Source organism: Butyricimonas synergistica DSM 23225, from assembly GCF_000379665.1.
Lineage (GTDB): Bacteria > Bacteroidota > Bacteroidia > Bacteroidales > Marinifilaceae > Butyricimonas > Butyricimonas synergistica.
The window spans coordinates 111,747-136,123 of sequence record NZ_KB903374.1 but is presented as its reverse complement, the minus strand read 5'-3'; the positions used below and the strand labels follow the sequence as shown (position 1 = coordinate 136,123).

The following is a 24,377-nucleotide window of genomic DNA, read 5'->3' as shown; positions in this document are numbered from 1 at the left end:
ACAAAAGTGTACTTGATTAATAATTATAAAAATAAAATCTAATAACATGTGGAATTTTTTGAAACCTGAGCCTCACAAGCCTTTACTTCCAAAAGAAGAAATCAACCACACGTACAATCGTCTACGGTGGCAAGTTTTCATCGGTATCTTTATAGGATACGCAGGTTACTACCTTGTTAGAAAGAACTTTGCCCTGGCAATGCCCTACTTGAACGAGATGGGCTTCGACAAAGGACTTTTGGGAGTGGCTATCTCGGCAAACGCCATCGCTTACGGTCTTTCCAAATTTCTTATGGGTGGAGTTTCCGACCGGAGTAGCGCTCGCAAATTCTTGCCTTTAGGATTAACTCTCTCGGCATTAGCAACCTTATTGTTAGGAACAAGCTTCGGTATCTCTTCTATCGTTTCCATGTTTATCCTGCAATTCCTGATCGGTTGGTTCCAAGGAATGGGCTGGCCTCCTTGCGGACGCGTGATGACACACTGGTTCTCCCATAACGAAAGAGGTACGAAAATGTCTATTTGGAACTGCGCCCACAACGTGGGAGGTGCGGCAATCGGTCCCATGGCTGCCATCGGGTTGACTTGGTTCGGTTCATGGCAAGCCGGAACATTCTGGTTTCCTGCCGTGGTGGCATTGATTATCGTTGTTATTGCTTACGCGCTTATTCGCGACACGCCACAATCTTGTGGTCTTCCCCCTATCGAGGAATATCGTAACGATTACCCCAAAAATTACAGTGCCAAATCAGAAGAAGAATTGACAGCTAAAGAGATTTTCTTCAAATACGTGCTAAACAACAGAATACTTTGGTTTATCGCCATTGCGAACGCATTCATTTATATGGTACGTTACGGGGTTCTCGACTGGGCTCCGACCTATCTGAAAGAAGCCAAAGGTTATGACATCAGAGAAATCGGCTGGGCTTATTTTTCATACGAGTTTGCAGCTATCCCGGGAACCATCATTTGCGGTTGGTTGAGTGACAAGGTATTCAAGGGTCGCCGGGCATTAACAACCATGATCTACATGGCTCTCGTAGCCTTGTTTGTAGTCGTGTACTGGCAGTTCAGCAAGACTCCGCTCATGGACAGTATCTGTCTGATTGCTATCGGATTCCTGATTTACGGACCGGTTATGTTGATCGGGGTTCACGCCTTGGATTTAGCTCCCAAGAAAGCTGCCGGGACTTCGGCAGGCCTGACGGGATTCTTCGGGTACTTCTTCGGTACAGCCTTATTAGCAAATATCGGTTTAGGATACATCGTGCAAAAGTGGGGATGGAACGGCAATTTCATTGCCCTGCTAATCGCGTGCGCACTATCGTTTATTTTCATCAGTTTTACTTACAAGGAAGAACAATATTTGGTTAAAAACAAAAAGTAACAAACATGAAAAAGAAACTTTTAACGAGTAGCGTTATCGTTCTGGTAATGCTATTCTTCACCCCTTGCATATCTGCACAAACCTATCGTCAGATCAAGGGATGGTCAAAAGAAGTCAATGACCGCATCGAAACTTTCTTGAATACGACCTTAACCATGAAGACCCGTAAAGTCGCCGTATTCGACGGGGATGGCACCGTGTTCGGACAAGTACCCCATTATCTGGCAGACGAAGCCTTATACCGTTATGCCGACAAAAACTACAAGGGCAAGAATGACAAAGTGTCCAAAGAGAAAATGGCAATTCTGAACCGGATGGTGAAGAATGGAGATAACGTGGGAAAAGTCTACGTGGAAGACCGTGCGCATTTCCTTGCCGGGATGACTCCCGAAGCCGTAGCTAATTTAGGATACGATTGCTACGTGGAATCCTACCAGGGGAAATTCTACCCGGAGATGAAACAGTTTCTTGCAAATTTGAAAGAATATGGTTTTGAAATTTGGATACTGACAGCTTCTCCCGAGTTTTTATACCAAAAATTTTTATCAGAGGAATTGGGAATCCCTGATGTGAATATTCTCGGGATGAAGTCTGTCGTAGTTGACGGAGTATTAACCAACGAAATCGTGCTCCCGATACCTCAAGACGACGGAAAAGCCAACGTTATTCCGACATTCATTAAAACCCGCCCGTTGGTAGTAGGTGGCAATAGCCGGGGCGACATGGATATGTTGAACCAGTCCTGTGGTCTGAAGATCGTAATTAACCCGGACGACAAGACGGTACGCGGTCCGGAAGACGGTCCGATGCACGGTGAAACGGTAAAATCGTACTGGGAAAAGGAAGGAGCTCTTATTGTCAGATGCAACGACGTGAGAAACCCGAAAGTACGTTTCCACACGGGCGAATGGGGAATCAGAGAGAATGTAAGCAACCCTAAAAACTAATTCTGAGAAGAATAATTATATTTTACATGAACTTAATTTAACATTGTTATGAAAAAAAGTTATTTATTAAACGTGTTAATCTTGTGTGGTGCTCTTCTAGTGTGCACGTCTACATGGGCTAAAGCCGAAAACGACGGAACTTCTAAAGCAACAGGAGAAGCTACCCAAGCGAATGACGGAGAACTTACCCAAAAAGTAAATAAACTCCTTTCTTTATTACCTAAATTCTCCGGCTATATCCAAACAGGTTACAACTGGGGTGACAAGAATGGCGACAACAGATCATCTTTCCAGTTGAAACGTATGCGTTTGATTATTGACAAACAAGTTTCAAAGACATTCGATTTCCGCGCCCAATTGGAGTGCTTCTCCGGATCAACGGACGGAACCGCTTACGCCAAAAAAGTAATCACGGTTATGGATGCATATGTTAATGCACATATCACTTCTGCATTGCATTTCCGTGCCGGTCAATACTATTTGCCACTAGGTTTCGAGAACTATGACATTTCTCCCGCTACTTTGGAGACGGTCGATTTCTCAAACATTTGTTATCGTATGGTATGCCGCAATGCCGTATCTACCCCGAATTTGATCGACTACGGTCGTGATCTCGGTATCATGGCTTACGGAGATTTCCTCCCGAGTAAAGACAAAAAATTCAACTATTTGAGCTATCAATTATCATTGACGAACGGTTATCTTCCGACGTTGAACGATGATAACAAGTCTAAAGACTTTGTAGGTCGTATCACCGTTCGCCCTATCGAGAAATTGCGTATTATTGGTTGCTATAACTGGGGTGAATACAAACAACTTAATGCAGGTACTGTAGTAGGAAATTATCAGGCTATGAACCGCGTTATCACGGGTGCTTGGTATTATGACCCGAATGGTCTTGACATTCGTGCAGAATACGGTCACATCAAGAGTGATGATGCTAATGTTGACGAAGATGGTTTCTACGCTCTTGCAGCTTACAGATTCGGCAAATTCATCCCTGTAGTACGTTATGATATGTATCGTGACAAGGCTAACAAAACTTCCGCAAACAACAAAGACAACTATCTTATTGGATGTACTTACGAACTGATCAAGGATGTTAAATTCCAATTAAACTACATCATTTCCGACTACACCGACAAGGTAGACAAGGGAACAGGAAACAGCTTGCAAATCATGTGCTTGCTTAAATTCTAATTATAAAAAAACTTTATTAATAACCTAAATATTTTTAGTATGAATAAGTTATTATTTGTAGTGGCACTACTTCTAATGGGTATCGCCGCAAGTGCACAACATCTAGGGAGCGAATATCGTTTGAAAAAAGTGATTCCCGTGGCAGGACGCCAAGGTATTGCTATCGATAGCAATTATTATTACGTATCGGACACGAAAGTTCTTTACAAATACGACAAGCAAGGTAACATCGTTGCAAAGAACGACCAACCATTCAGACATCCCGAAATTGCCAATCACTTCGGTGATATAGACATTTATAACGGAGAAATCTATTGCGGTATCGAGAAATTCGAATACGGACGCGGTTACAATATCGCCGTATCAATTTATGATGCAGAAACTTTACAATGGAAACGCGATCTTCCCTGGTCACCGGAATCAGGACAAGTAGAGGTATCCGGTCTTGCTGTTGACCGTGAGAAGAATATGGTTTGGATGTCTGACTGGGTGGATAGCCGCTATGTATATTGCTATAGCCTTGAAACAGGACAATACTACACGAAAATGCAATGCCGTCCTACACCGTACTGGTGTCAAGGTATTTTCATCGCTGATGGTAAAATGCTTTTCACTTCTGATGATGGTGAGTCTTTGTACAACATTCCTGACAATATCTACATTGCCGACATCACTGAAGTACACTTCACCGGTTTGCAAGATGGTACTGAAGTTGTAAAAGAAACTCCTTTCAGTGTGAAACTTGACAAAAACGGAAAACCTATAACGCGTAAAGGTAAAATCGCTGCCGGTGCAAAAGCAGGAAGAGTTGAATTGTTCCGTGAAATGAGTGATTTCCGCCGTGCAGGTGAGATCGAAGGTCTTGCTATCGACCCGGTAAATGACGACTTAGTAGTATTGAACAACCGCGGTACCTTGATCGTTCTCGGTATGTCACAAGGTCCGTTCAAAGAAGAAGGTTACACCGGAGAAATTCACGAACTTTACATCTACGAAAAAGTAAAATAGTTTTCGGGGTTAATAATTTCAAACAACGGGGGGACTGTCCGACACGCTCGGGCAGTCTTCTTTTTTTAGGCCGTTCCTGTTTTCCTCTCTTTTTCGATATCAATTTCTGCCCTGTTCAGTTATCTTCTAAGAATTAATTATAATCATATCATATAGTTCAGCATTGTCAAATTTTATTTAATTCCAATTAATTTTCTATTTATATACCTTTATAATAGGAGATGAATAGGAGTTGAATGGGAGTTGAATAGGAGATGATATAAAGAAAGTACAAATTAAAATGTTCTAATATTACAATTAAATGACTTTCATCAACAACAATACCACTTTTCTTCCAACACATTTCACCCGCCTCTACTTAACAAGGGTACAAAAATATAAACACCGTATATCGGAATGAATACGACAAATATATAGATGATTCCTGCTGTTATTCTAGAACGGGTAACCGATAGCCAAATGGAATGCCAACCCGTTCCAGAATTTGGGAATATTATAATATCCATGTTTGTCCGGATTCTTGTAAGGAGTGTGCAGAGGTACCCCCAAATCCCCGCGAATGACGATAAAACCAATATCGTAACGCAAGCCGAAGCCGGTTCCCAAAGCGATCTCTTTTAGCAAACCGGACAGCTTGAATTCACCACCAGGACGTTTGGAATCATTTCTCAACAACCATACGTTGCCGGCATCCAAGAAAACCGCTCCATTCAAATCTCCCGCAATTTTAAAACGCAACTCGATATTTCCTTCCAGCTTAATATCTCCGGTCTGATCGAGATACGCCGTTTTGTTATCACTTTTTTGATGATAACTTCCCGGTCCGATAGAACGAATTGTGAATGCCCGGATACTATTGGCACCCCCAATATAAAATTGCTCGCTATAAGGCATCACCTCCGAATTCCCGTAGGCATACCCTATTCCACCCATGAACCGGGTAGCGATCAAAGAATTTTCGGTTAATTTACGATACACAATCACTTCGGAAGTCACTTTCAAGAATTGAGAATAAGTGTTCCCAAATATCGTTTTCCCTTCCCCCTTGTGATTTCCGGACAGGTATTGTATAGCCGACAATATATTTCCCGCCGACATCAACATATTCTGCCAGTAGAAGCGGTTCGGGTTACGGGAAGTTGCCCCCCGGTCATACGTGTAAGTATAAGACATGGATGGAATAAACTGGTTCTTGAAACTCATTGCGATTGCCGGGTTGTTCTCCATCGTTTCATCGAATTCCGAAGAAGTGCGCAATAAATGGGTATAACTGATTTTCAAGGGAGTAACACTATGATACACCCGGTATGAAGATTGGAAATCATAACTCGTGGCCCCCGTGAACGAAATCATCCGGAAAAAAGTATGGCGATTCAGGAAATCGACTCCCACTTGAAAATGCGTGCGCTCGGTAAAATCCTTCGTGCTTTTCAAGAAATTAGGTACCAGCAGGCGTGGCAACGACAAAGCGACATTCACTCCTAATTCGTAGGAATTGATCAATCCGGATTTGGAATTCCCCTGCTTATCCCCGACTTCCCACTCGTAGGCGCCATTCAGCTTGAATGAAAGATTCTCGCCTCCCCGGAACAAATTCTTGTTGGTAATACTAAAAATCAATCCCGGTCCAAGTAAATTATTGGACTTCGAGGATACATCGAGTTCAATCTCTGTTTCTATCGGCAAATCATACACGGCGTTAATACCGAAATTCAATTTCCCGAACTCTTCCGTTTTAGCCGTATCCGTCCGGGTCACGTCCACGTTCGTGTATTTAAAGATTCCCAGACGTGCCAGACTTGTCTGTGTCCGGTTCTGCCGACGGAACGAATAAGTATTCCCGGGCAACAAGTGCATCGAGCGAGCCAAGACTTTCGGCTTAACTCCCAAGGGCTTCATGTATTTCACGTTGATTTCCTTGTAAGACAACGAATCGGGAGTTCCCGACTGGTCGGGTTCTTCCAGAACCAACTCCACTTTACCGATTTTATAGGGTTGCAAAGCGATAGCCGGAACCCCGTGTTTCAAGGCGACACGAATATCCGCCACCCGCTTCTCCCGCGTCGTATCGGCCAGAAACTCGATATAGTCCGATTGGAAATAATAATAACCGTTATTTCTCAGTAACTGGGTAATACGTGCCCGCTCATCTTCCATCGCGTAGACACTGTATTCTGTTCCTTTTATCAAAAGACAGCGTTGTTTCGTCCTTTGCAACAGGCTATCCATACGCCCCTTCCATCCCCAAAATGCAATATCCCCGAACATATAAGGCTTAGGGATATTCACGTGATAGCTGATCTTGGCTTTTTTCGGGTTACGCTTGTTCGGGATAATCTCGTAACTTGCTTCCACTCCGAAATATCCATAATCCTTGGCGGCATTATCCACCACTTTCAAGCGCAATTCGGGCTGCACGTCAGATATTAATACCGGTTTCTTTGCCAGCTTCTTGTACAACCAGTATTTAAGACCCTTTTCTTTCTTGATATTCCAATTATACACCCACAACCCGACAGGGAAAGGGGAACGCACGTAAGGGGCATACAAGGGATTATTCGGGGGATAGGACAAAGGGCTGGAAATAGCCGAACTCTGCGCTCCTTCCAGCTTCACGCCTTCTGCCGTTTCTATTTTCATCTTTTTTACCCCGGTGTACAGGACTTCGCCTTCCGCCAGTTTTTTGGTCTGCGAACACGATGCGCTCAATAGCAACAAAGCTGCAGCTACAAGTATATATATTCTATTTATCAGACTTTTCATACTCTGTTTGCTGTGTTTCTTTCGATTCCACCTTTGCTTTTTTCTTCCGCCGGAAAATATCACGGAACTTCTGGAAATTCTTCCGTAACACGACACCGATACCCGTTTGGGTTACTTCACCTTCCAACACGCTCTCGTATCCCGTGTGCCGGAATATCTTCAGAAAGAAATTCGGATTCTTCCCGAACAAATATTCGACGGCAATGTCATCCACCAAATTTTCCTCCACCCCACCTGCCGCTGGGTCGTTATCCGTGGAAATACGTCCCCCCACTTTCACCCGAACCCGGTTATTGAACAGACGTTTCGAGAATTGATAGGAATAATCCGTTTTCTTCGATTCGCCCGCTTCCGATACCTGATTGTAAGTATTGATGCCGAACGTCAAATCCATATTTTTCAGATGTTTTCTCGACCACTGGTTCAATTCCCGTTCCACGAAATTATTAATAGCGTTGTCGGAAGCATTTGATTTAGCCACCGTCCCCGGTCCCGAGTATGAACCGTAAATCATCATGTTCATGGCTTCCCGCGATCTTTCCTCCGGCGTCATTGCCGCCAACTGATTCTGTATCGTTATATCGCCTTCAGCGGCAAGATCAAAAGTAATATCCGGCTTTTCCAACGTACTAGTGATACGTATGATTGCCTTGAAATTCACCAGACGTGACTTCTGGCTATCATCCGTCACGCTTGCCGAAATTGTTTCGGCAGCCATAATGTTCAACGTGGGATTCGCCAAATCACCCGTCCATTCCACGTAATTTCCGTCCTGTATCGTGAAATCCTTCTGCCCGATCACCGGAAGCCCATAAGACACGATTCCGCTCGTAAGCACATAACGTCCCACGAGGCGACTCTCTCCTACCGGACTAAGGGTGTAAGTCAGGCTTCCGCCCCCGTTGATAGAAACCCGGTTCTGCCCGTTCGCAGACAACAACACGTTAAGATTTACCAATGGAGCTATATTCACGGACATCAGCAAATCCAAACTCATCGTATGGATTTGTTTCAACTCGTCCTCTTCCGCCACTTCTGTGCTATCTCGGAAAGAAACGAAACGCACGAGATCAACACTCCGGTCGGTCACCGAGAGGGGCGAGGATTTCAACGTGTAGTACACCTCACTGTTATCCAACAAATTAATATTCCCTCGAATCTTCAAGTCGTCCAATATGCCTTTCAATGTTGCCGACACATCGACAAACAATTGCCCGTAAACCATCGTTTCCGTGTTCTCTTTGACCTTCATGGCTTGAAAATTACGAGCGGAAACAGAGGCATCCATTTTGATCGTCGAGAAAGAAGCGAAGTCAACATTCCCCTGTAATTCCAAACGCTGTTTATTCGGGGCTATCAACCCGAAATGATTAAATGCCAATAAATTATTCTGTACTTTAATGGCAGAGGTATCTATTTTAAAGGTCGTCCCTACCGGAAGTACTTCCACCTCCCCATCCCGGAAAGACAAGCTTCCGTTTATCAAGGGATTATTCATACTACCTTTGATCCGGAAAGCACCTACCATATTTCCTCCCAAGCGAATCATTCCCGGCGGTGTAAAGGCTCCCGCTAACCGTAGAGGAAGTTCCGGTATGCCAATATTCAAATCAATATTCTGGTCGTCCGCCCCGGTCATCACTTTTCCCTGAGTCAACAGTGCTTGTACCCCGTCCACGGACAAGGTGAAATCAACGTCGTGTTGTGTCTGTTGCGACAACTTGTACTGTATCCCCATATCCAGATTCCCGATTCGTTCTTGCTGGTAATTAAATTCATTGACCGTGATATTTCCCCCCACATCGATCACCTTATTTTTACTATGCATTTGCAGATCAATTCCCAACAACCCGGACATATCCGGGATAAAAGTCAACACTTTAGATATATGCCCGAGGTCTATTGCTTTTATATCCACGACGAGAGATTCAGGCTCTTGGTTAACTCCTTGTTCTGAAACCAACCGAATCCGCTTGTCCTCACTCAATAACAACAAGTTTGCAGCCGGAATCTCGCCTTGCTTTATCCGGATGAAGTTTCCCCGGTTTATTTGCCAAGGCACGTATCCCAACACGAGAGGATCGGGAGAAATGCTTACGCTAAAGGCACTATCTTGGAAAGCGATATTCGCCCCGATATTAAAAATTTCCCCGTCCTTATTTTCCCGTTCCCGCAGGCGTACATTTACTTGATCGTGTTCGGCAAACCCTTCTACAGTGAATTGCGACAAGACTTCCAACTGATCTTTTGCCCCGAACACATTCACAGCATAACGTAATGCCACCCCTTGCCCGTAAGCATCCATCAGTATGCTATCCATCACGAAGCCCTCAATATCCAAACCGTACACCCCGACATCCATTTTAAAAGGAGAGGCAGCCCCCATTTCCAAATCAAGCCCGATACGCTTGAAACGCATCCCGTTATTTTTCAAATAACTATTCAATATATTCTTTTGGACGGCAGTTATCGTCAATCGAAAATTCGGTAACAATTCATCCAATTGTTCCATGTTGAAATCACGCTTCGCCAACTGTTCGGACAACAACGCCCCCGCTTTGGCAAATTGGTCCGCCAGCAAGTAACCATTCCCCTCCCCGTTAAACTTTATACTTAAATCCCCAGCATCTACCCCCAAACGGGTACGACCGCGTTCTCCCGCAAATGATAGGTTCAAATCACCCAATTGCCTGGTTCCTGTATCTTTCAGAATAATATTTGAAAAGTCGACATTCAAGGAAGAAGTACTGTCCGCATTCAACACTCCCGTCAGATTCAATCCCAACGAGAAAGCCAAGTCTTCGGTCATAAAATGCAAACCTTTCAAATCCACGTTCCGGATATCACTTTCCAGCTTAGCTTTATACCCATCCTTTTCCGCAACAAGGTGGAATTTCATATCCATATCCAATTCCTTATTGGCACTTCTCAATTCACCATTCAACGCCCCCTCCTTCATGGTAGCGTTTAGCGTGAGGTCCTTGTAATCATAACCGTTATACTGCAATGCTGTCAATACCAAGTTCGCCTTAGCCGATGCAGTTTTCCAATCCAACCCTTTCCCCGAGGCAGAAAGGGTTGCCGTAACTTCCCCCAGCGAATCCTTTGGCATAAACTCATCCAAGGCAAATTCCCTCAACCGAACGACGGTATAATAAGAATCATCCTTCAATCCGTATCCGGCTATCACATTCAGGCTTCCTTCCCGGGGTTTTACTTCCACCTCGGCTCGTGCCGTCTGATCTGCCATTTTCAAGTCGGCATTCATCGTCAGGTTATCCGGCACAACGAAACCAGCCTCCCCGCCACTCGCCAGGAAGGGTTCAAAGAAACGCCCGTTCCGCACGGTCAAGGTCATATGATAATCCGCAATCATCTGTTCCATATCCGTCACGGAAGAAACCTTTCCCTTACTTTCTAACAGGAAATCGTCCCCGGCACCCACGTTCAAATGGTTAATATTCAATTGATCGATCGCCCCGTCCAATAATCCGGCAAGAGAAAAAGTTTTATTTTGCAGAAATGCTTCTATCATCTCGTTCGTGTCTGGCATAAACAGCAGTATATCTTTACCGCCAACCGTTCCGTTCACCGATAATTGCAGCGGTGTAGTCATTCCGAAATCCGTAAGCCCGCTACCCGCCTGCAAGTTCATTTTTATTTGGCTGTAAGCCGTTTTCAAAGACAAATCGGAAACTTTGGATTTATCGCTTCCCGCATTTACCCGACAAGACAAATTACGCAAATCGAGCCCGTTTCCCTCTTTCACCCGTAACCGCTGCACGATAGCGGCAATCTCCGTTCCCCGGTTAAACACGCTATCCACCTGTAAAGAAAGTGCCGACAACCGTATGGCTTCCGGGAATCTTTCTTCGGAAACCATCATGCCACGGGGTTTCATCAAAAAACGACAATCAGCCAATTCCACGCTTCCCGCATGTACTTCCCACGGGACGCTCGGCATGGTATCTTGAATGACCTCTCCCTCCGTCGACGTGCTATCACTCTCCGTCAACAATTCACAATATCCCCGTGTCAATCGTATCGAATCCAAGTTAACCGTCTGTCCCCCGAGTTGTATCTCCGCCCCTCTCAAACGTCCCTCACCTATGCCCACCCGCATTTGCCCCATGGGCAATCCATTCATCACGTAATCAATGCTATCCAGTACGACTTCACCTACTTTAAATTTCCAACGTACCGGTTCCCCCGCCTCCGTCGTGTCCGGTTGGCTCTCTCCCAAGTGCATGGCAACAATCCCTCCCCGCAAAGAAACCATAGGTATATCAGCTTCTTGCTTCGCCAGATTCAACCGATCCACCCGAAGGTTCAGTTCATGAACAGCAACTTTCATCTTCATGCCCGAAAGGGAATCCCCGAAATTCAAAGCTGCATTTTCTACCACAAGGCGCCGCACCTCAATCTCTTTCTTTAGTAATTTCGCTAAAGTTACATTTACTTGAATCAAGTCGGCACTCAACATAGTATCCTGTTCCGTTTTCCCAAAATAAATCTTCTCTACCGCCAAATCGAGGGGAAATTTCAATAAGACTCTCCCCACGGATAGCTTCATCCCCATGTTGCGCTCCACGTATTGCTCCGCCTTCCCCTTCACAAAATTCTGAATCCCGGGAATATACAGGAGAACCATCACAAGCACAACCAGAGCCAAAAGCCCCAGCATTACCCTAAGTATATATTTAAAAATCTTGTGCAAACTCTTCATTATATCTTCATTTCGGAGATTGTAAACCAACTACAAAACTACAATTATTTCTTTAAATCCCACGAGCTATAAGGAAAACTCCTCACCCACCTTTCCCTCACCACTCCCTTAAAATGGAATGCTGATTTTACGGCTGAAACTCGCCCCGTGTTACGAAAAGCAGAACAAAAACGGTTCAAATAGAAGCCGTTTTGAAGATTAATCCGGAAGTGTTTTTTTCTCCATTTTTTTTCGTAATTTCGCAACTTGGGTAGGTGGGATTCTATTTTGGTTGAAACCTATCATTTACAAACATAAATTATTACTTATGTCACTAAAAAGAAATGTTCTTGATTTAAGAAAGAGAAAAGAGATTGTTCTTCAAGGTGGTGGCGAAGAGGCTATTAAGAAGCAAGCTGCAATGGGAAAATTGACAGCCCGGGAGCGTATCGAAGCAATTCTCGACAAAGATTCTTTCCATGAATACGACATGTTCGTTGAGCATCAGTCAAAAGATTTTGACATGGATAAAAAGGTTCTGCATGGTGACGGTGTTATCATCGGAACTGGAACTATTTACGGAGAACCCGTGTGTATCTACGCACAAGACTTCACCGTTGCCGGTGGTTCTTTAGGATTGATGCATGCGCGTAAGATCACCAAGATCATGGATCACGCCTTGAAAATGCGGGTGCCTCTGATCGGGATCAACGACTCGGGTGGTGCACGTATCCAAGAAGGTGTTGACTCTCTGGCAGGATACGGGGAAATTTTCTTCCGTAACACACAGGCATCCGGAGTTATTCCCCAGTTATCCGTCATCTTGGGACCTTGCGCAGGAGGTGCCGTGTATTCACCCGCATTGACCGACTTCGTGTTCGTGGTGGACAATATCTCCAAAATGTTTATCACGGGACCGGAAGTGGTAAAAACTGTTCTTGGTGAAGTAGTGACCATGGAGGAACTCGGGGGAGCAAGAGTACATAGCGAGATCAGCGGTAACGCACACTTCTTCGCTCACTCGGAATACGAATGTTTCGAGCAGATCAAAAAATTGCTGACGTTCATCCCGTGGAGCAACCAGGCAAAGGCCAAACCATTCCCGTCCAAACCGCCAAGACCGGAATACAAGATCGAGAAGATCATTCCTTCCGATCCGACACAGCCTTATGACGTGAGAGATATTATCCGTGCCGTAGCCGACGATTCGGACTTTTTGGAAATACAACAGGAATTTGCAAAGAATATCGTGGTCGGTTTCGGACGTATCGACGGAGAAACCATCGGATTCGTGGCAAACCAACCTTCCGTGCTAGCCGGAGTATTGGACTGCGATTCTTCCGATAAAGCCGGACGTTTCATCCGTTTCTGCGATGCCTTCAATATCCCGATCGTGACCTTCGAGGACATGCCGGGCTACTTGCCGGGAGTAGAGCAAGAGCACATGGGCGTCATCCGCCACGGGGCAAAAGTACTCTACGCGTACAGCGAGGCTACCGTACCGAAAATCACGGTTATCTTGAGAAAAGCATACGGAGGTGGTTATATCGCCATGAACTCCCGCCACTTGAAAGCAGACTTCATGTTTGCGTGGCCGACGGCAGAGATCGCCGTAATGGGTCCGGAAGGAGCCGCCAACATCATCTTCAAAAAAGAGATCATGGCAGCCGAGAACCCGGAAGAAATGCGGAAGATCAAAGTTGCCGAATATCGTGAGAAATTCGCGAACCCTTACGTGGCGGCCTCCAAAGGGTATATCGATTCTGTCATCGAACCCGAGGAAACCCGGAAAATTTTGAAACACTCTATCGAGGTATCCAGCAACAAGTCGGTATTAACCCCGGCAAAGAAACATGGTATCCCTCCATTTTAATCTCAAATTATACCACGAATGAGTACACCAAAATATGACTTATTGGAAATTGACGGATTGCAGTACAAGACCCAATTCACGGAGAAATTTATCAACCGGAAGAAATGGGAGAAACCAGATCCTGGAATCGTCACCACGCACATACCCGGTTCTATTATCGAAATGTACGTGAAAGAAGGTCAAGAAGTTAAAGCCGGAGACTTATTATGTCTTCTGGAAGCCATGAAAATGCACAACAAGATTTTGGCTCCCATAAGCGGAAGCATCGCCAAAATTCACGTGAACAAAGGCGACAAACTCCATAAAGACGCTTTAATGTTTGAAATAAAATAAACCTCAAAGGCTGCCCCTTCGGCAGCCTTTGCTTACTAAACGAATATGAGTTTTTTTAAAGCTTTAAACATTGTCAAGACATACGCTAACCACAAGGCATTGGACGATGTTTCCATCAATATCCCAGAAGGTTCTATCTATGGTTTGTTAGGTCCGAACGGTGCCGGAAAAACTTCATTGATCCGTATCATCAATCAAATCACTGCCCCCGATTCGGGTGAAATCTTCTTCCGAAACGAACACTTGAAACCGACCGACGTAAATCGTATCGGGTATCTTCCAGAGGAACGAGGACTCTATAAAAAGATGAAAGTCGGGGAGCAAGCCGTCTATCTCGCTCGGTTGAAAGGCATCAGCAAGAGCGAAGCCATCACCCGGCTGAAAATGTGGTTCGAAAAATTCGGCATCGAGGCATGGTGGGACAAAAAGGTTGAAGAACTTTCCAAGGGTATGGCTCAAAAAGTACAGTTCATCACGACCGTGTTGCACGAGCCGGAATTACTTATATTCGATGAACCTTTTAGCGGTTTCGACCCGATTAACGTGGAATTATTAAAGAAAGAGATACTGGGACTTCGCAAAAAAGGGACAACAATTATTTTCTCTACCCATAACATGGGTTCCGTTGAAGAGATTTGCAGCCACATCGCCCTAATCAACAAATCGCAAAAGATCATCGAGGGACCGATCAACCAGATCCGGGAGAAATATGCCAGCAATACTTATCAACTAAGTTGCCGTTACAACCCGGAATTCGATCCGGAAACGATTGTCGGCACCGAATTCGAGATAGTATCCCAGCGTGTCGAAGACGAACGCCAAGATATTATTTTACAACAGAACACGTACTGCTCGGCAAACACACTTCTATCCAGAGTTTTACCCCAAGCGGATATTATCTCTTACCAGAAGATTATCCCCAGCATGAATGATATTTTTATCAAACTCGTAAAGGAACAATTATCATGAACAAGATATTCATCATCATAAGTCGGGAATTTTCCACCAGAGTACGTAAGAAAACATTCTTGGTGGTTACTATTTTTGTTCCGATCCTATTTGCCCTGTTCTATGCTTTCCTGATGTGGATGCTATTACGCGATGACACGCAGAAAAGAACTATTGCGGTCATCAACGAATCGACCCTTGAAACACCGTTCCAAAAGATCAACAATACAACCTTCCAATATCTCGATCAAAATGTACCGGAAAGCGACTATGCCGAGTTCCTGAAAAAGAACGATTATTACGCCATCACCCGGATTCCGGCAAATGTAATGACCTACGCGGAAATTCCCGTGTTCTCGACGTCGCAGGTACCCATGGAATTAAAAAACGAGTTAGCCGCTCAATTGCGCCAAAATATAGAAAGTGTCAAACGTGCCGAAGTAATTGCCAAAAGTCAGGTTCCCGACCTCGAAGAAGAATTGGAAGCCACAAAAACTCCTGTACTCGTTAGAACGCTATTAGTCACGGACAAGGGGGACACGAAGGAAGGTTCATCCGAGATCACTTCTATCATCGGGCTCGTAGCTGGAATGATTATCTATTTCTTTGTCTTCATGTACGCCTCGCAAGTCATGAAAGGTGTGATCGAGGAAAAGACAAACCGGATTATCGAGGTGCTCGTTTCTTCCGTGAAACCGTTCCAGTTCCTTCTGGGTAAAATCATCGGCGTCGCTGCCGTGGGACTCGTGCAATTCCTGATATGGATTGTACTCGGGGGAATTATCATGATCGCCTTCCAAGCCTTGTTTATGCCAAACCTCGATTTAGAAGCCTTGAAAAACGCCAGCGATCTCACGATGTTCGCCCAAAACTCGAAAATAAATACCGAACAACTGGAAGTGATACAGAACCTGGCAAAGACCATTGATCCCATGTTTATCATGAAATTCCTTGCAGCATTCCTCTTCTATTTCATCGGAGGGTATTTACTTTACGCTTCCCTCTTTGCCGCCATTGGTGCTGCCGTGGATAACGAAACCGATTCCCAGCAATTCATGACACCGCTTTCGATCATATTAGTCGTTGCCCTTTACATCGGTGTTGCTGCCATGAGAAGTCCCGAATCGCCTATGGTATTCTGGAGTTCACTCATCCCGTTTACCTCGCCGGTCGTGATGCTCGTGCGTATCCCGTTCGGGGTGCCTGCATGGGAAATCATAACTTCAATGGCATTGCTAGTTGCCTCGTTCTTGTTCTTTACTTGGTTATCCGGCAAGATTTACCGGGTGGGAATTCTCATGTACGGGAAGAAAGTCACTTGGAAAGAACTTTACAAATGGCTTAGATACAAGGCATAAAAAAAAGCGGCTTTCGCCGCTTTTTTTATCTCTATCAGATTTTATGGATAACCATACCTGAACGAAGCTTCGGCTCGAACCAAGTTGTCTTCGGGGGCATAATATTACCGGTATCGGCAATATTAATCAATTGCTCCATAGAAACGGGATACAAAGCAAAAGCTACTTTCATTTCGCCATTGTCAACCCGACGTTTCAATTCACCCAATCCGCGGATACCACCAACGAAATCGATACGTTTGGAAGTACGCAAATCTTGAATGTCAAGAATGTCAGCCAACACATGGTTAGAAAGAATTGTCACGTCCAATACCCCGATCGGATCGTTATCGTCATAACTTCCGGGTTTTGCGGTCAATTTATACCATCTTCCACCCAAATACATACTAAATTCATGCAATTTAGCCGGATGATAAATCTCCGTACCCATATCCTCTACCGTGAAATGTTCGCCTAATTTAGCCAATAATTGAGCCTCGGTCAAACCGTTCAGGTCTTTCACTACGCGGTTGTAATCGATGATCTTCAACTGATGATCCGGGAAGTGAACAGCCATGAAGAAGTTATACTCTTCCGTTCCGTTGTGGTTCGGGTTCTTCGCGCTGAACTCAGCACCGATACGAGCGGCTGCAGCCGTTCTGTGGTGTCCGTCGGCAACATAAGTGAAAGGAACTTTAGTCGCAAACAATTCTTCCAGGCGTTTGTTGGTATCCGGGCAGTTGATAGCCCAGAAATGATGACCGAAACCGTCTTCCGCCACGAAATCGTAGTCTGCTTTCCGGTTCTTCACGATATCCTCAACGATAGCGTCGATCTCAGGTACAGCCTTGTAAGCAAAGAACACGGGCTCCAAGTTAGCTTTCACGTAACGGGTCAAGATCATACGATCCTCTTCCTTATCCGGACGAGTCAACTCGTGTTTCTTGATAATTCCGTTCATGTAGTCCTCGCAAGCAGCGCAACCTACTATACCATATTGTGTTCTTCCGTCCATCGTTTGGGCGTAAATATAGAATTTAGCTTCCTCGTCTTGTACCAACCATCCTTTTTCCTGGAACATATTGAAGTTTTCCACGCTCTTGTTGTAAACAACTTCCGAGTGAATATCCGTTCCAGCAGGACAGTCAATTTCAGCTCTGGTAACATGTAATAATGAACAAGGTTTTCCCGCTGCCATTTGCGCAGCCTCTTCCGAATTCATCACATCATAAGGTAAGCACGCCAACTCTTCGCACACCTCTTGGGTTGGTGGACGTAATCCTTTAAATGGTTTTACTATTGCCATATATTGATTTTAAATTTAATGATTGCCGATTTAGTGATTTCCCTTCCATAACTCAACGCTCGGTAAATCACAAAATCACTAAATCGTCAATCTAAAATTGATTTATTTGTTTACTCTGAATTTCTCGTCACCTTTCTCGATGAAGTTCACGATTTGGTGAGCGGCAGCCAATCCGGCATTCACATTAGCCTCTTCGGTTTGAGCACCCATCTTTTTCGGGGTTGCGAAGAAACGACCTTCAAATTTATTGAAGCATTCGCAATCCGGAGCAATATCAGTGATATAGTGGAAATCAGCTCTTTCTTCCATCAATTTACCCAAACCTTCTTCGTCGATAACCTCTTTACGAGCAGTATTTACCAACACAGCACCTTTCGGCATATTCTTCAACAAATCGTAGTTGATAGATTTTTTGGTTTGTTCCGTTGCCGGGATATGCAATGAGATGTATTGGCACATCTTGTACATTTCCTCTGCTGAATGTAACGGGGTAGCACCAGCAGCCTTGATTTGTTCGTCAGTCATGAATGGGTCGAAAGCATACACTTCCATTCCGAAACCACGAGCGATACGACCTACATTCTGACCCACATTTCCGTAAGCGTGGATACCGATTTTCTTACCCTTCAACTCAGAACCTGATTTACCGTTGAAGAAGTTACGAGCCATGTACACCATCATCCCGAAAGCCAACTCTGCCACAGCGTTTGAGTTTTGTCCCGGGGTATTCATAGCAACCACGTTGTGAGCGGTACAAGCAGCCAAGTCGATATTGTCAAATCCGGCACCTGCACGAACGATCACTTTCAATTTTTTAGCAGCCTCGATCACTTCTTTCGTGGCTTTGTCTGAACGGATAATCATAGCGTCAACGTCAGCCACAGCTGCGATTAACTCGTCCTGAGAAGTATATTTTTCTAATAATACTAATTCGTATCCTTGAGCCTCAACGATCTCACGAATTCCATTTACAGCAACCGGTGCAAACGGTTTGTCAGTTGCAATCAATACTTTAGTCATGATATTCTAATTTTTGATGTAAAAAAAGATTTACGATTCTGGCTCAGAATCGCATTCACGAAGTGAATACCATCATCGAGCCAAAATCGTAAACCGTCAGTAATTAAATATGTTTTGCTTCAAATTCTTGCATTGCAGCAACCAAAGCCTTCACGTCCTCAATTGTACAAGCATTGTAAGTAGAAGCGCGGAATCCGCCTACTGAACGGTGTCCCTTGATACCCACGATATTCTTGAATTTAGCAAAATCAAGGAATTCTTTCTCCAATGACTCGAACCCTTCTCTTAACAAGAAAGGAATATTCATTCTTGAACGAGAACCTTCTTTCACTACCGGACGGAATACTTTACTTCTTTCCAATTCAGCATAGATCATATCAGCTCTTTCGATAGCTAATTTCTCCATAGCTTCAACGCCACCCATAGCTTTAACCCATTTCAAAGTTTCTTTAACTCCGAAGATGTTCACGCAAGGAGGAGTATTGTACATGGATTCTTTATCCACGTGAGTCTTGTATCTCAACATAGTCGGGATCATTCTATCTGCAACCACGTTATTCAAGAAATCATTCTTGATAATCACGAAAGTAACACCGGCAGGCCCGAGGTTCTTCTGGCAACCACCATAGATCATGGCATATTTAGACACGTCAACCGGACGGCTGCAAATGTCTGATGACATATCACAAATCAAGGGCACCGGAGAAGTCGGATCATAGAAGATTTCCGTACCGCGGATCGTGTTGTTAGAAGTAATGTGCATATAATCCACGTCAGAAGGGATCGTGAACTCCGGATAATAAGTGAAACCATCAGCTTCGGAAGAAGCCACGATCTCTACTTCACCCCACATTTTAGCCTCCTTAATAGCGGCAGTTGACCAGGTACCAGTATTCACGTAAGCAGCTTTTTTATTCAAGAAGTTGAACGGAATCATACAGAATTGCATACTAGCCCCACCTCCCAAGAACAAAACTGAATATCCTTCCGGAATGTTCAATACTTCTTTGAATAAAGCTACAGCTTCATCATAAACAGCTTGAAAATCAGAAGAGCGGTGAGACACTTCCATGATAGATTGTCCCGTGTTACCAAACTCAAGTACTGCTTTTGATACATTTTCCAATGTAGAATCCGGCAATTTACAAGGTCCGGCATTAAAAATGTGTTTTCTCATCTCTAAAATATTTAATAGATAATTAATACTAAAATCTTGTTTATAATCACGTTGCAAAGATGCAAAATAAGTCGGTATAAAAGACTTTTTTCCGTAATTTTTATTCGCTTTTATTACTTTCTTATTATCAACAACTTCCGTCCTTCGAAAACGTTTTTGTACCTTAAAAGACAAAAGGCACCCGGAAGCGGGTGCCTTGTATCGTTCAGCTCAAAAGCACCCGACTAAAAGAACGGGGTTTTGACAATTTTCGCTTTTAAAGCTTTATTTCTTACCCGGATGAAAATCTCGGAATCCAATTTATGGAAACCGCTCTTCACGTATCCCGTACCGATTGACTTTCCTGTCCACGGAGAAACAGTACCCGAGCAAACCACCCCGATTTCGTTTCCTTCCGCATCCTCAATCACGTATCCCTGACGAGCGATACCTTTATCTTGAAGTTCAAACGGCTTCATATAACGAGTCGGTTTATCTGCTTTCAATTTCTCATGGTAAGCACGATTGATGAAATCATTTCCCGGTACAAACTTCGTGATCCAGCCTAATCCGGCTTCAATCGGAGAATGGTCGTCATCGATTTCATGACCGTACAAACAGAAACCAGCCTCCAAACGCAACGTGTCACGAGAACCTAGACCGCAAGGTTTAATACCGAACTCGGCACCAGCCTCGAATACCGCATTCCAAATTTTCTCTGCATCTTTCACGTAAGCGTAAATCTCACATCCGCCAGCCCCAGTATACCCGGTCGTGGAGAAAATAACTTTTTCCACTCCGGCAAACGGAATTTCCTGGAAAGTGTAATATTCCATATCCACGACATTAGCCGAAGTCAATTTTTGCATAGCCTTCAATGCCAATGGTCCTTGAACAGCAAGCTGACAGATATTTTCGGAAGCATTTTCCAAATCTGTTTCCAAATTCATTCCTAATTCTTTCGCCCATTTGGTACACCATGCCCAATCTTTATCGATATTTGCGGCATTCACCACCAACAAATATTTCTCAGCACTGAAACGGTACACCAGCAAATCGTCCACAATACCACCCGTTTCATTCGGGAAGCAACTATATTGTACTTTGCCGTCCGTAAGGGCTGCCACGTCGTTAGATGTAATTTTCTGCACCAACTCGAAAGCCTTCGGACCTTTTACCCAGAATTCACCCATGTGAGAAACATCAAACACGCCCAACTTTTCGCGAACAGTATTATGCTCATCCTTGATACCCGTGTATTCTATAGGCATATTGTATCCGGCAAACGGAGCCATTCTTGCTCCCAACGCCTCATGAAAATGTGTAAATGGAGTAGTTTTCATCATTATTTTTCGCTTAAATATTCATTATATTATTATACTATTAACAATAACGCTCCGCAAAGTTATAACTTTTATTCATCCTGCCCACCCTTTCTTTAAAAATATTACTTCCCGCTGAAAAAGTTAGAAGCAAACACATATATATTCCTTTCATCCAAAAACTTATCTTCCTCATTCCCGTGCCACAAACGGCTTCTGCAAACGATTGACAGTTTCTTTTTCAAGAAATTATCCAAAGAATCTCTTACCAATATTATTTGCAATATCAGCGGAAATGATTACTTTTGCTAAATAACCAATAATTTAGAAACACGAAAAAATCATGATAATTAAAGTAACAGAACAAAACGGTATTACCTTCGCCGAATTCACGGAAGACGTGACTCGCTTCACGTTAGCGTTGGCAGAAGCAGTGAAATCAGACCTCAGACCTTACTTAAATAATCCCAATTGCCGGATGATATTTGACTTTAGCCACATCGAATTCGTGGATAGTAGCGCCATCGGCACCGTTATCGCTCTTTTCAAAACGGCTAAAAGCATGGGGTCCAACTTGAAGCTCTGCAATCTTTCACCGGAAGTTTTAAAAATATTCGAACTTCTCCACTTGCAAGTCATTTTTGACATCACGGGTACACGTGAAAGTTGTATCGCTTCATATAGCAAATAAAAGTGCTTATAACCAAATTTTGAAAAGCACCCCAAAAGTTAGACACAAAACTTTTGGGGTGCTTTTTTTTACGCTACATTCAACGGAATAGACATACATAACTTATACCGAATCGCTTGAAACAAAAATTCACTCCTCCCGTATTATCAAATACAAAGCGAAATTCATAAACAACCAGTCCTAATTATTTGTCATTATGAAACATAAACTACAAATTTCACTGTTTTTCTCCCTCATCATCTATTTACAACCACAAACCTTGGATGCTTGCACCGGAATATCTTTGACAGCAAAAGACGGTTCCCGCATCGTGGCTCGTACCATAGAATGGGGCGGCAGCTACCTTAACAGTCAATACGTGATCGTGCCGCAAGGTTTCGAACAACAATCCTACACACCGGACGGGATCAACGGGATGCCATTCTCGGCCCGGTACGGGTACATCGGGATTTCCGTGGAACAAAAAGAATTCGTGGCAGAAGGTCTTAACGAAACCGGACTTTCTGCCGGGTTGTTCTACTTTCCCAATTACGGGAAATACGAGGAATACAATCCCGCCCAAAAAGCGAACACAATCTCCGACCTGCAACTCGTGCCATGGATACTTGGCTGTTGCAAAAACATCGATGAAGTAAAAGAAGCCATCGGGAAAGTTCACGTTGTTGGTATTGTCCCGCAAGCCTCCACAGTACACTGGCGCTTTGCCGATCCTTCCGGACGGCAAGTAGTTCTCGAGATCATCAACGGGAAACCCGTCTTTTATGAAAATAAACTCGGGGTACTGACCAATTCGCCGGGATTCGAGTGGCAAATGACCAATCTTAACAACTACGTAAACCTTTTCCCCGGCATGGCTTCCCCGCAACAACTGGACGATATAAAACTCTCCTCTTTCGGAAACGGTAGCGGATTCTTGGGTATCCCGGGTGATATCACACCCCCTTCCCGCTTCGTACGAGCCACTTTTTACCAAGCAACCGCCCCGCAGCAAGAAACTGGCTTGAAAACCGTTCTTCAATGCTTTCAAATCCTAAACAATTTTGACATTCCCATCGGGATTGAATATTCACCGAACACTCCCCCCATCGACATACCTAGTGCGACACAATGGACTTCGGCAACCGACATGACAAACCGGGTAATCTACTACCGCACGATGCACGACAGTGCAATCCGTAGCATTGACCTCAACAAGATCAATTTCACCCGCGTAAAATACCGTGCCATTCCCCTAAACAACGTGCAACAACAACCCATAATCCCGATAGATATTAAATAAGAGGTGCGTTTCAACACACCTCTTATCTACAATTATTTATAAATCTCACACTCTCTCCAGTTGAATAATCTTCTCCCAACGTGCCTTTTGAGCCGGAGTAGCCGAAGCTAAAGGACAATCTTGATACTGGCAAAAAGGACCGGCTAAACGAAAAACGACCCAAACAGCCAACTGAGAATCATCTTGCAAAATAGGCATCTCTTTTTCGCACACATCCAACAATTTATCTATATCATCGCTTCCCACTGCCTCAGCGATTTTCAAAGCAGCCAATAAATGACACTCATTCAACAACTTCATTTTTTTAATCTCTTTCTCTACTGCCTTTAAACGCTTGATCCCAACATTAATAATCTCACCTCCCATTATAGCCAAAATCTCATTACAAAGATCTTCTCCCAATCGCTTATCCACCTTTTCCCGACCAATAGTTGCATAAAATCTTTCCCGTTTATTCCTCAAAAACTGAAACGCCTTGGAATCAGAAGGACTCAATTGCGAATTAGCAAAAATAAACCAATATTCTTGAGATATCTTTTCTTCATCGCTCGCAACTTTCAACAATTCGTCTGCCACAACCGGCAATTTCGACCTTTCGCCACACTCGTTCAACAATTGAAGATACTCGTACAAAAATGCTTTATCTCGATTGCCGGTACGATATTTCACCTCCCAGCTTCCCAATGATTCGGTTCCCTCTATCCCTTCTTTCACCAACCGGATAAATTCATCCACCTCGTAAGCGCCGGAAATCTTATGCAGAAGCGTCCCGTCAGGTCGAATCAAGAAAAACGTAGGATAGGAAGCAACATCATAATTCCGAGCAAATTTCTTTCCTTCCTCTTTTTCCATGTCAAATTTCACGGAAACAAATCTCGGGTTAAAAAACTCACCCACTTTCTTTTGAGAAAATACTTTTTCAGACATCAACTTACAAGGTCCACACCACGTTGTGTAGCAATCCACGAAAAGCAACTTATTCTCTTCTCTCGCCTTCGCTAAAGCCTCATCGAAAGAGAGAATTTCAAAATTCACGCCTTCCTGTCCCTTAACCGCAACACAAATAGTGAAAAAAATAACAAAACAAACAAACCTTCTCATC

The 24,377-nt window shown here is 44.0% G+C and carries 17 protein-coding genes; 10 read left to right on the top strand and 7 right to left on the bottom strand.

The features are described from left to right. The first annotated feature begins 46 nt into the window (after nucleotides 1-46). From glpT to A3CY_RS0119815, 4 genes are read left to right on the top strand one after another with little or no spacing between them, the layout of a single operon-like run. Complete coding sequence (gene glpT / locus A3CY_RS0119830) at nucleotides 47-1,387, top strand: glycerol-3-phosphate transporter (protein WP_018339698.1); 1,341 nt, start codon at nucleotides 47-49, stop codon at nucleotides 1,385-1,387. Between the two features lie 5 nt (nucleotides 1,388-1,392). Next, nucleotides 1,393-2,334, top strand: a complete 942-nt coding sequence (locus A3CY_RS0119825) for an HAD family hydrolase (protein WP_018339697.1) — start codon at nucleotides 1,393-1,395, stop codon at nucleotides 2,332-2,334. Between the two features lie 48 nt (nucleotides 2,335-2,382). Beyond that, the gene (locus tag A3CY_RS0119820) at nucleotides 2,383-3,534 is read left to right on the top strand and encodes a porin (RefSeq protein ID WP_018339696.1); all 1,152 of its coding nucleotides are present in this window, start codon (nucleotides 2,383-2,385) and stop codon (nucleotides 3,532-3,534) included. Nucleotides 3,535-3,573: 39 nt separating this feature from the next. Further along, nucleotides 3,574-4,542 carry a PQQ-binding-like beta-propeller repeat protein gene (locus A3CY_RS0119815; protein WP_026207912.1) on the top strand — a complete coding sequence of 323 codons (969 nt, stop codon included), beginning with the start codon at nucleotides 3,574-3,576 and terminating at the stop codon, nucleotides 4,540-4,542. A gap of 435 nt (nucleotides 4,543-4,977) precedes the next feature. Here the strand turns inward: A3CY_RS0119815 and tamL are convergent, their stop codons facing one another. Continuing rightward, nucleotides 4,978-7,305, bottom strand: coding sequence for a translocation and assembly module lipoprotein TamL (tamL, locus tag A3CY_RS0119810; protein ID WP_018339694.1), 2,328 nt, complete (start codon nucleotides 7,303-7,305; stop codon nucleotides 4,978-4,980). Beyond that, nucleotides 7,286-12,031: a translocation/assembly module TamB domain-containing protein gene (locus A3CY_RS0119805; protein WP_155828507.1), complete on the bottom strand. Its 4,746-nt coding sequence runs from the start codon at nucleotides 12,029-12,031 to the stop codon at nucleotides 7,286-7,288. Before A3CY_RS0119805 ends, tamL begins: the two co-directional genes overlap by 20 nt. 307 nt (nucleotides 12,032-12,338) lie before the next feature. On the opposite strand from A3CY_RS0119805, the gene A3CY_RS0119800 reads away from it, so the two are divergent. The 4 genes from A3CY_RS0119800 to A3CY_RS0119785 are packed head-to-tail and all read left to right on the top strand — an operon-like array spanning nucleotide 12,339 to nucleotide 16,522. After that, a complete protein-coding gene (locus tag A3CY_RS0119800) occupies nucleotides 12,339-13,883 on the top strand; it encodes an acyl-CoA carboxylase subunit beta (protein WP_018339692.1) in 1,545 nt (514 codons plus the stop codon). Nucleotides 13,884-13,901: 18 nt separating this feature from the next. Further along, nucleotides 13,902-14,216 carry an acetyl-CoA carboxylase biotin carboxyl carrier protein subunit gene (locus A3CY_RS0119795; protein WP_018339691.1) on the top strand — a complete coding sequence of 105 codons (315 nt, stop codon included), beginning with the start codon at nucleotides 13,902-13,904 and terminating at the stop codon, nucleotides 14,214-14,216. Nucleotides 14,217-14,261: 45 nt separating this feature from the next. Continuing rightward, entirely contained in the window at nucleotides 14,262-15,185 is a 924-nt protein-coding gene (locus A3CY_RS0119790) for an ABC transporter ATP-binding protein (RefSeq protein WP_018339690.1), read from the top strand. After that, nucleotides 15,182-16,522: an ABC transporter permease gene (locus A3CY_RS0119785; protein ID WP_018339689.1), complete on the top strand. Its 1,341-nt coding sequence runs from the start codon at nucleotides 15,182-15,184 to the stop codon at nucleotides 16,520-16,522. The genes A3CY_RS0119790 and A3CY_RS0119785 overlap by 4 nt, the downstream gene beginning before the upstream one ends. A gap of 34 nt (nucleotides 16,523-16,556) precedes the next feature. Here A3CY_RS0119785 and A3CY_RS0119780 read toward each other — a convergent pair whose 3' ends face one another. The 4 genes from A3CY_RS0119780 to gcvT form a co-directional block, all read right to left on the bottom strand. Further along, a complete protein-coding gene (locus A3CY_RS0119780; protein WP_026207910.1) occupies nucleotides 16,557-17,807 on the bottom strand; it encodes a DUF1015 domain-containing protein in 1,251 nt (416 codons plus the stop codon). A 102-nt stretch (nucleotides 17,808-17,909) separates the two neighbouring features. Beyond that, nucleotides 17,910-18,827 (bottom strand): NAD(P)-dependent oxidoreductase, encoded by a 918-nt coding sequence (locus A3CY_RS0119775; RefSeq protein WP_018339687.1) that lies wholly within the window; start codon nucleotides 18,825-18,827, stop codon nucleotides 17,910-17,912. A 103-nt stretch (nucleotides 18,828-18,930) separates the two neighbouring features. After that, nucleotides 18,931-20,004, bottom strand: a complete 1,074-nt coding sequence (gene serC / locus A3CY_RS0119770) for a 3-phosphoserine/phosphohydroxythreonine transaminase (protein ID WP_026207909.1) — start codon at nucleotides 20,002-20,004, stop codon at nucleotides 18,931-18,933. Nucleotides 20,005-20,228: 224 nt separating this feature from the next. Further along, nucleotides 20,229-21,326 carry a glycine cleavage system aminomethyltransferase GcvT gene (gene gcvT, locus A3CY_RS0119765; RefSeq protein ID WP_026207908.1) on the bottom strand — a complete coding sequence of 366 codons (1,098 nt, stop codon included), beginning with the start codon at nucleotides 21,324-21,326 and terminating at the stop codon, nucleotides 20,229-20,231. A gap of 322 nt (nucleotides 21,327-21,648) precedes the next feature. Here gcvT and A3CY_RS0119755 point away from each other — a divergent pair, with 322 nt between their 5' ends. Together A3CY_RS0119755 and A3CY_RS0119750 are read left to right on the top strand one after the other, a co-directional pair. After that, entirely contained in the window at nucleotides 21,649-21,996 is a 348-nt protein-coding gene (locus A3CY_RS0119755; RefSeq protein WP_018339683.1) for an STAS domain-containing protein, read from the top strand. A gap of 196 nt (nucleotides 21,997-22,192) precedes the next feature. After that, a complete protein-coding gene (locus A3CY_RS0119750) occupies nucleotides 22,193-23,275 on the top strand; it encodes a linear amide C-N hydrolase (RefSeq protein WP_018339682.1) in 1,083 nt (360 codons plus the stop codon). Between the two features lie 45 nt (nucleotides 23,276-23,320). Here the strand turns inward: A3CY_RS0119750 and A3CY_RS22355 are convergent, their stop codons facing one another. Beyond that, on the bottom strand, nucleotides 23,321-24,376 hold the full coding sequence (locus A3CY_RS22355) for a thioredoxin family protein (protein WP_018339681.1): 1,056 nt from the start codon (nucleotides 24,374-24,376) through the stop codon (nucleotides 23,321-23,323). Between the last annotated feature and the right edge of the window lies 1 nt (nucleotide 24,377).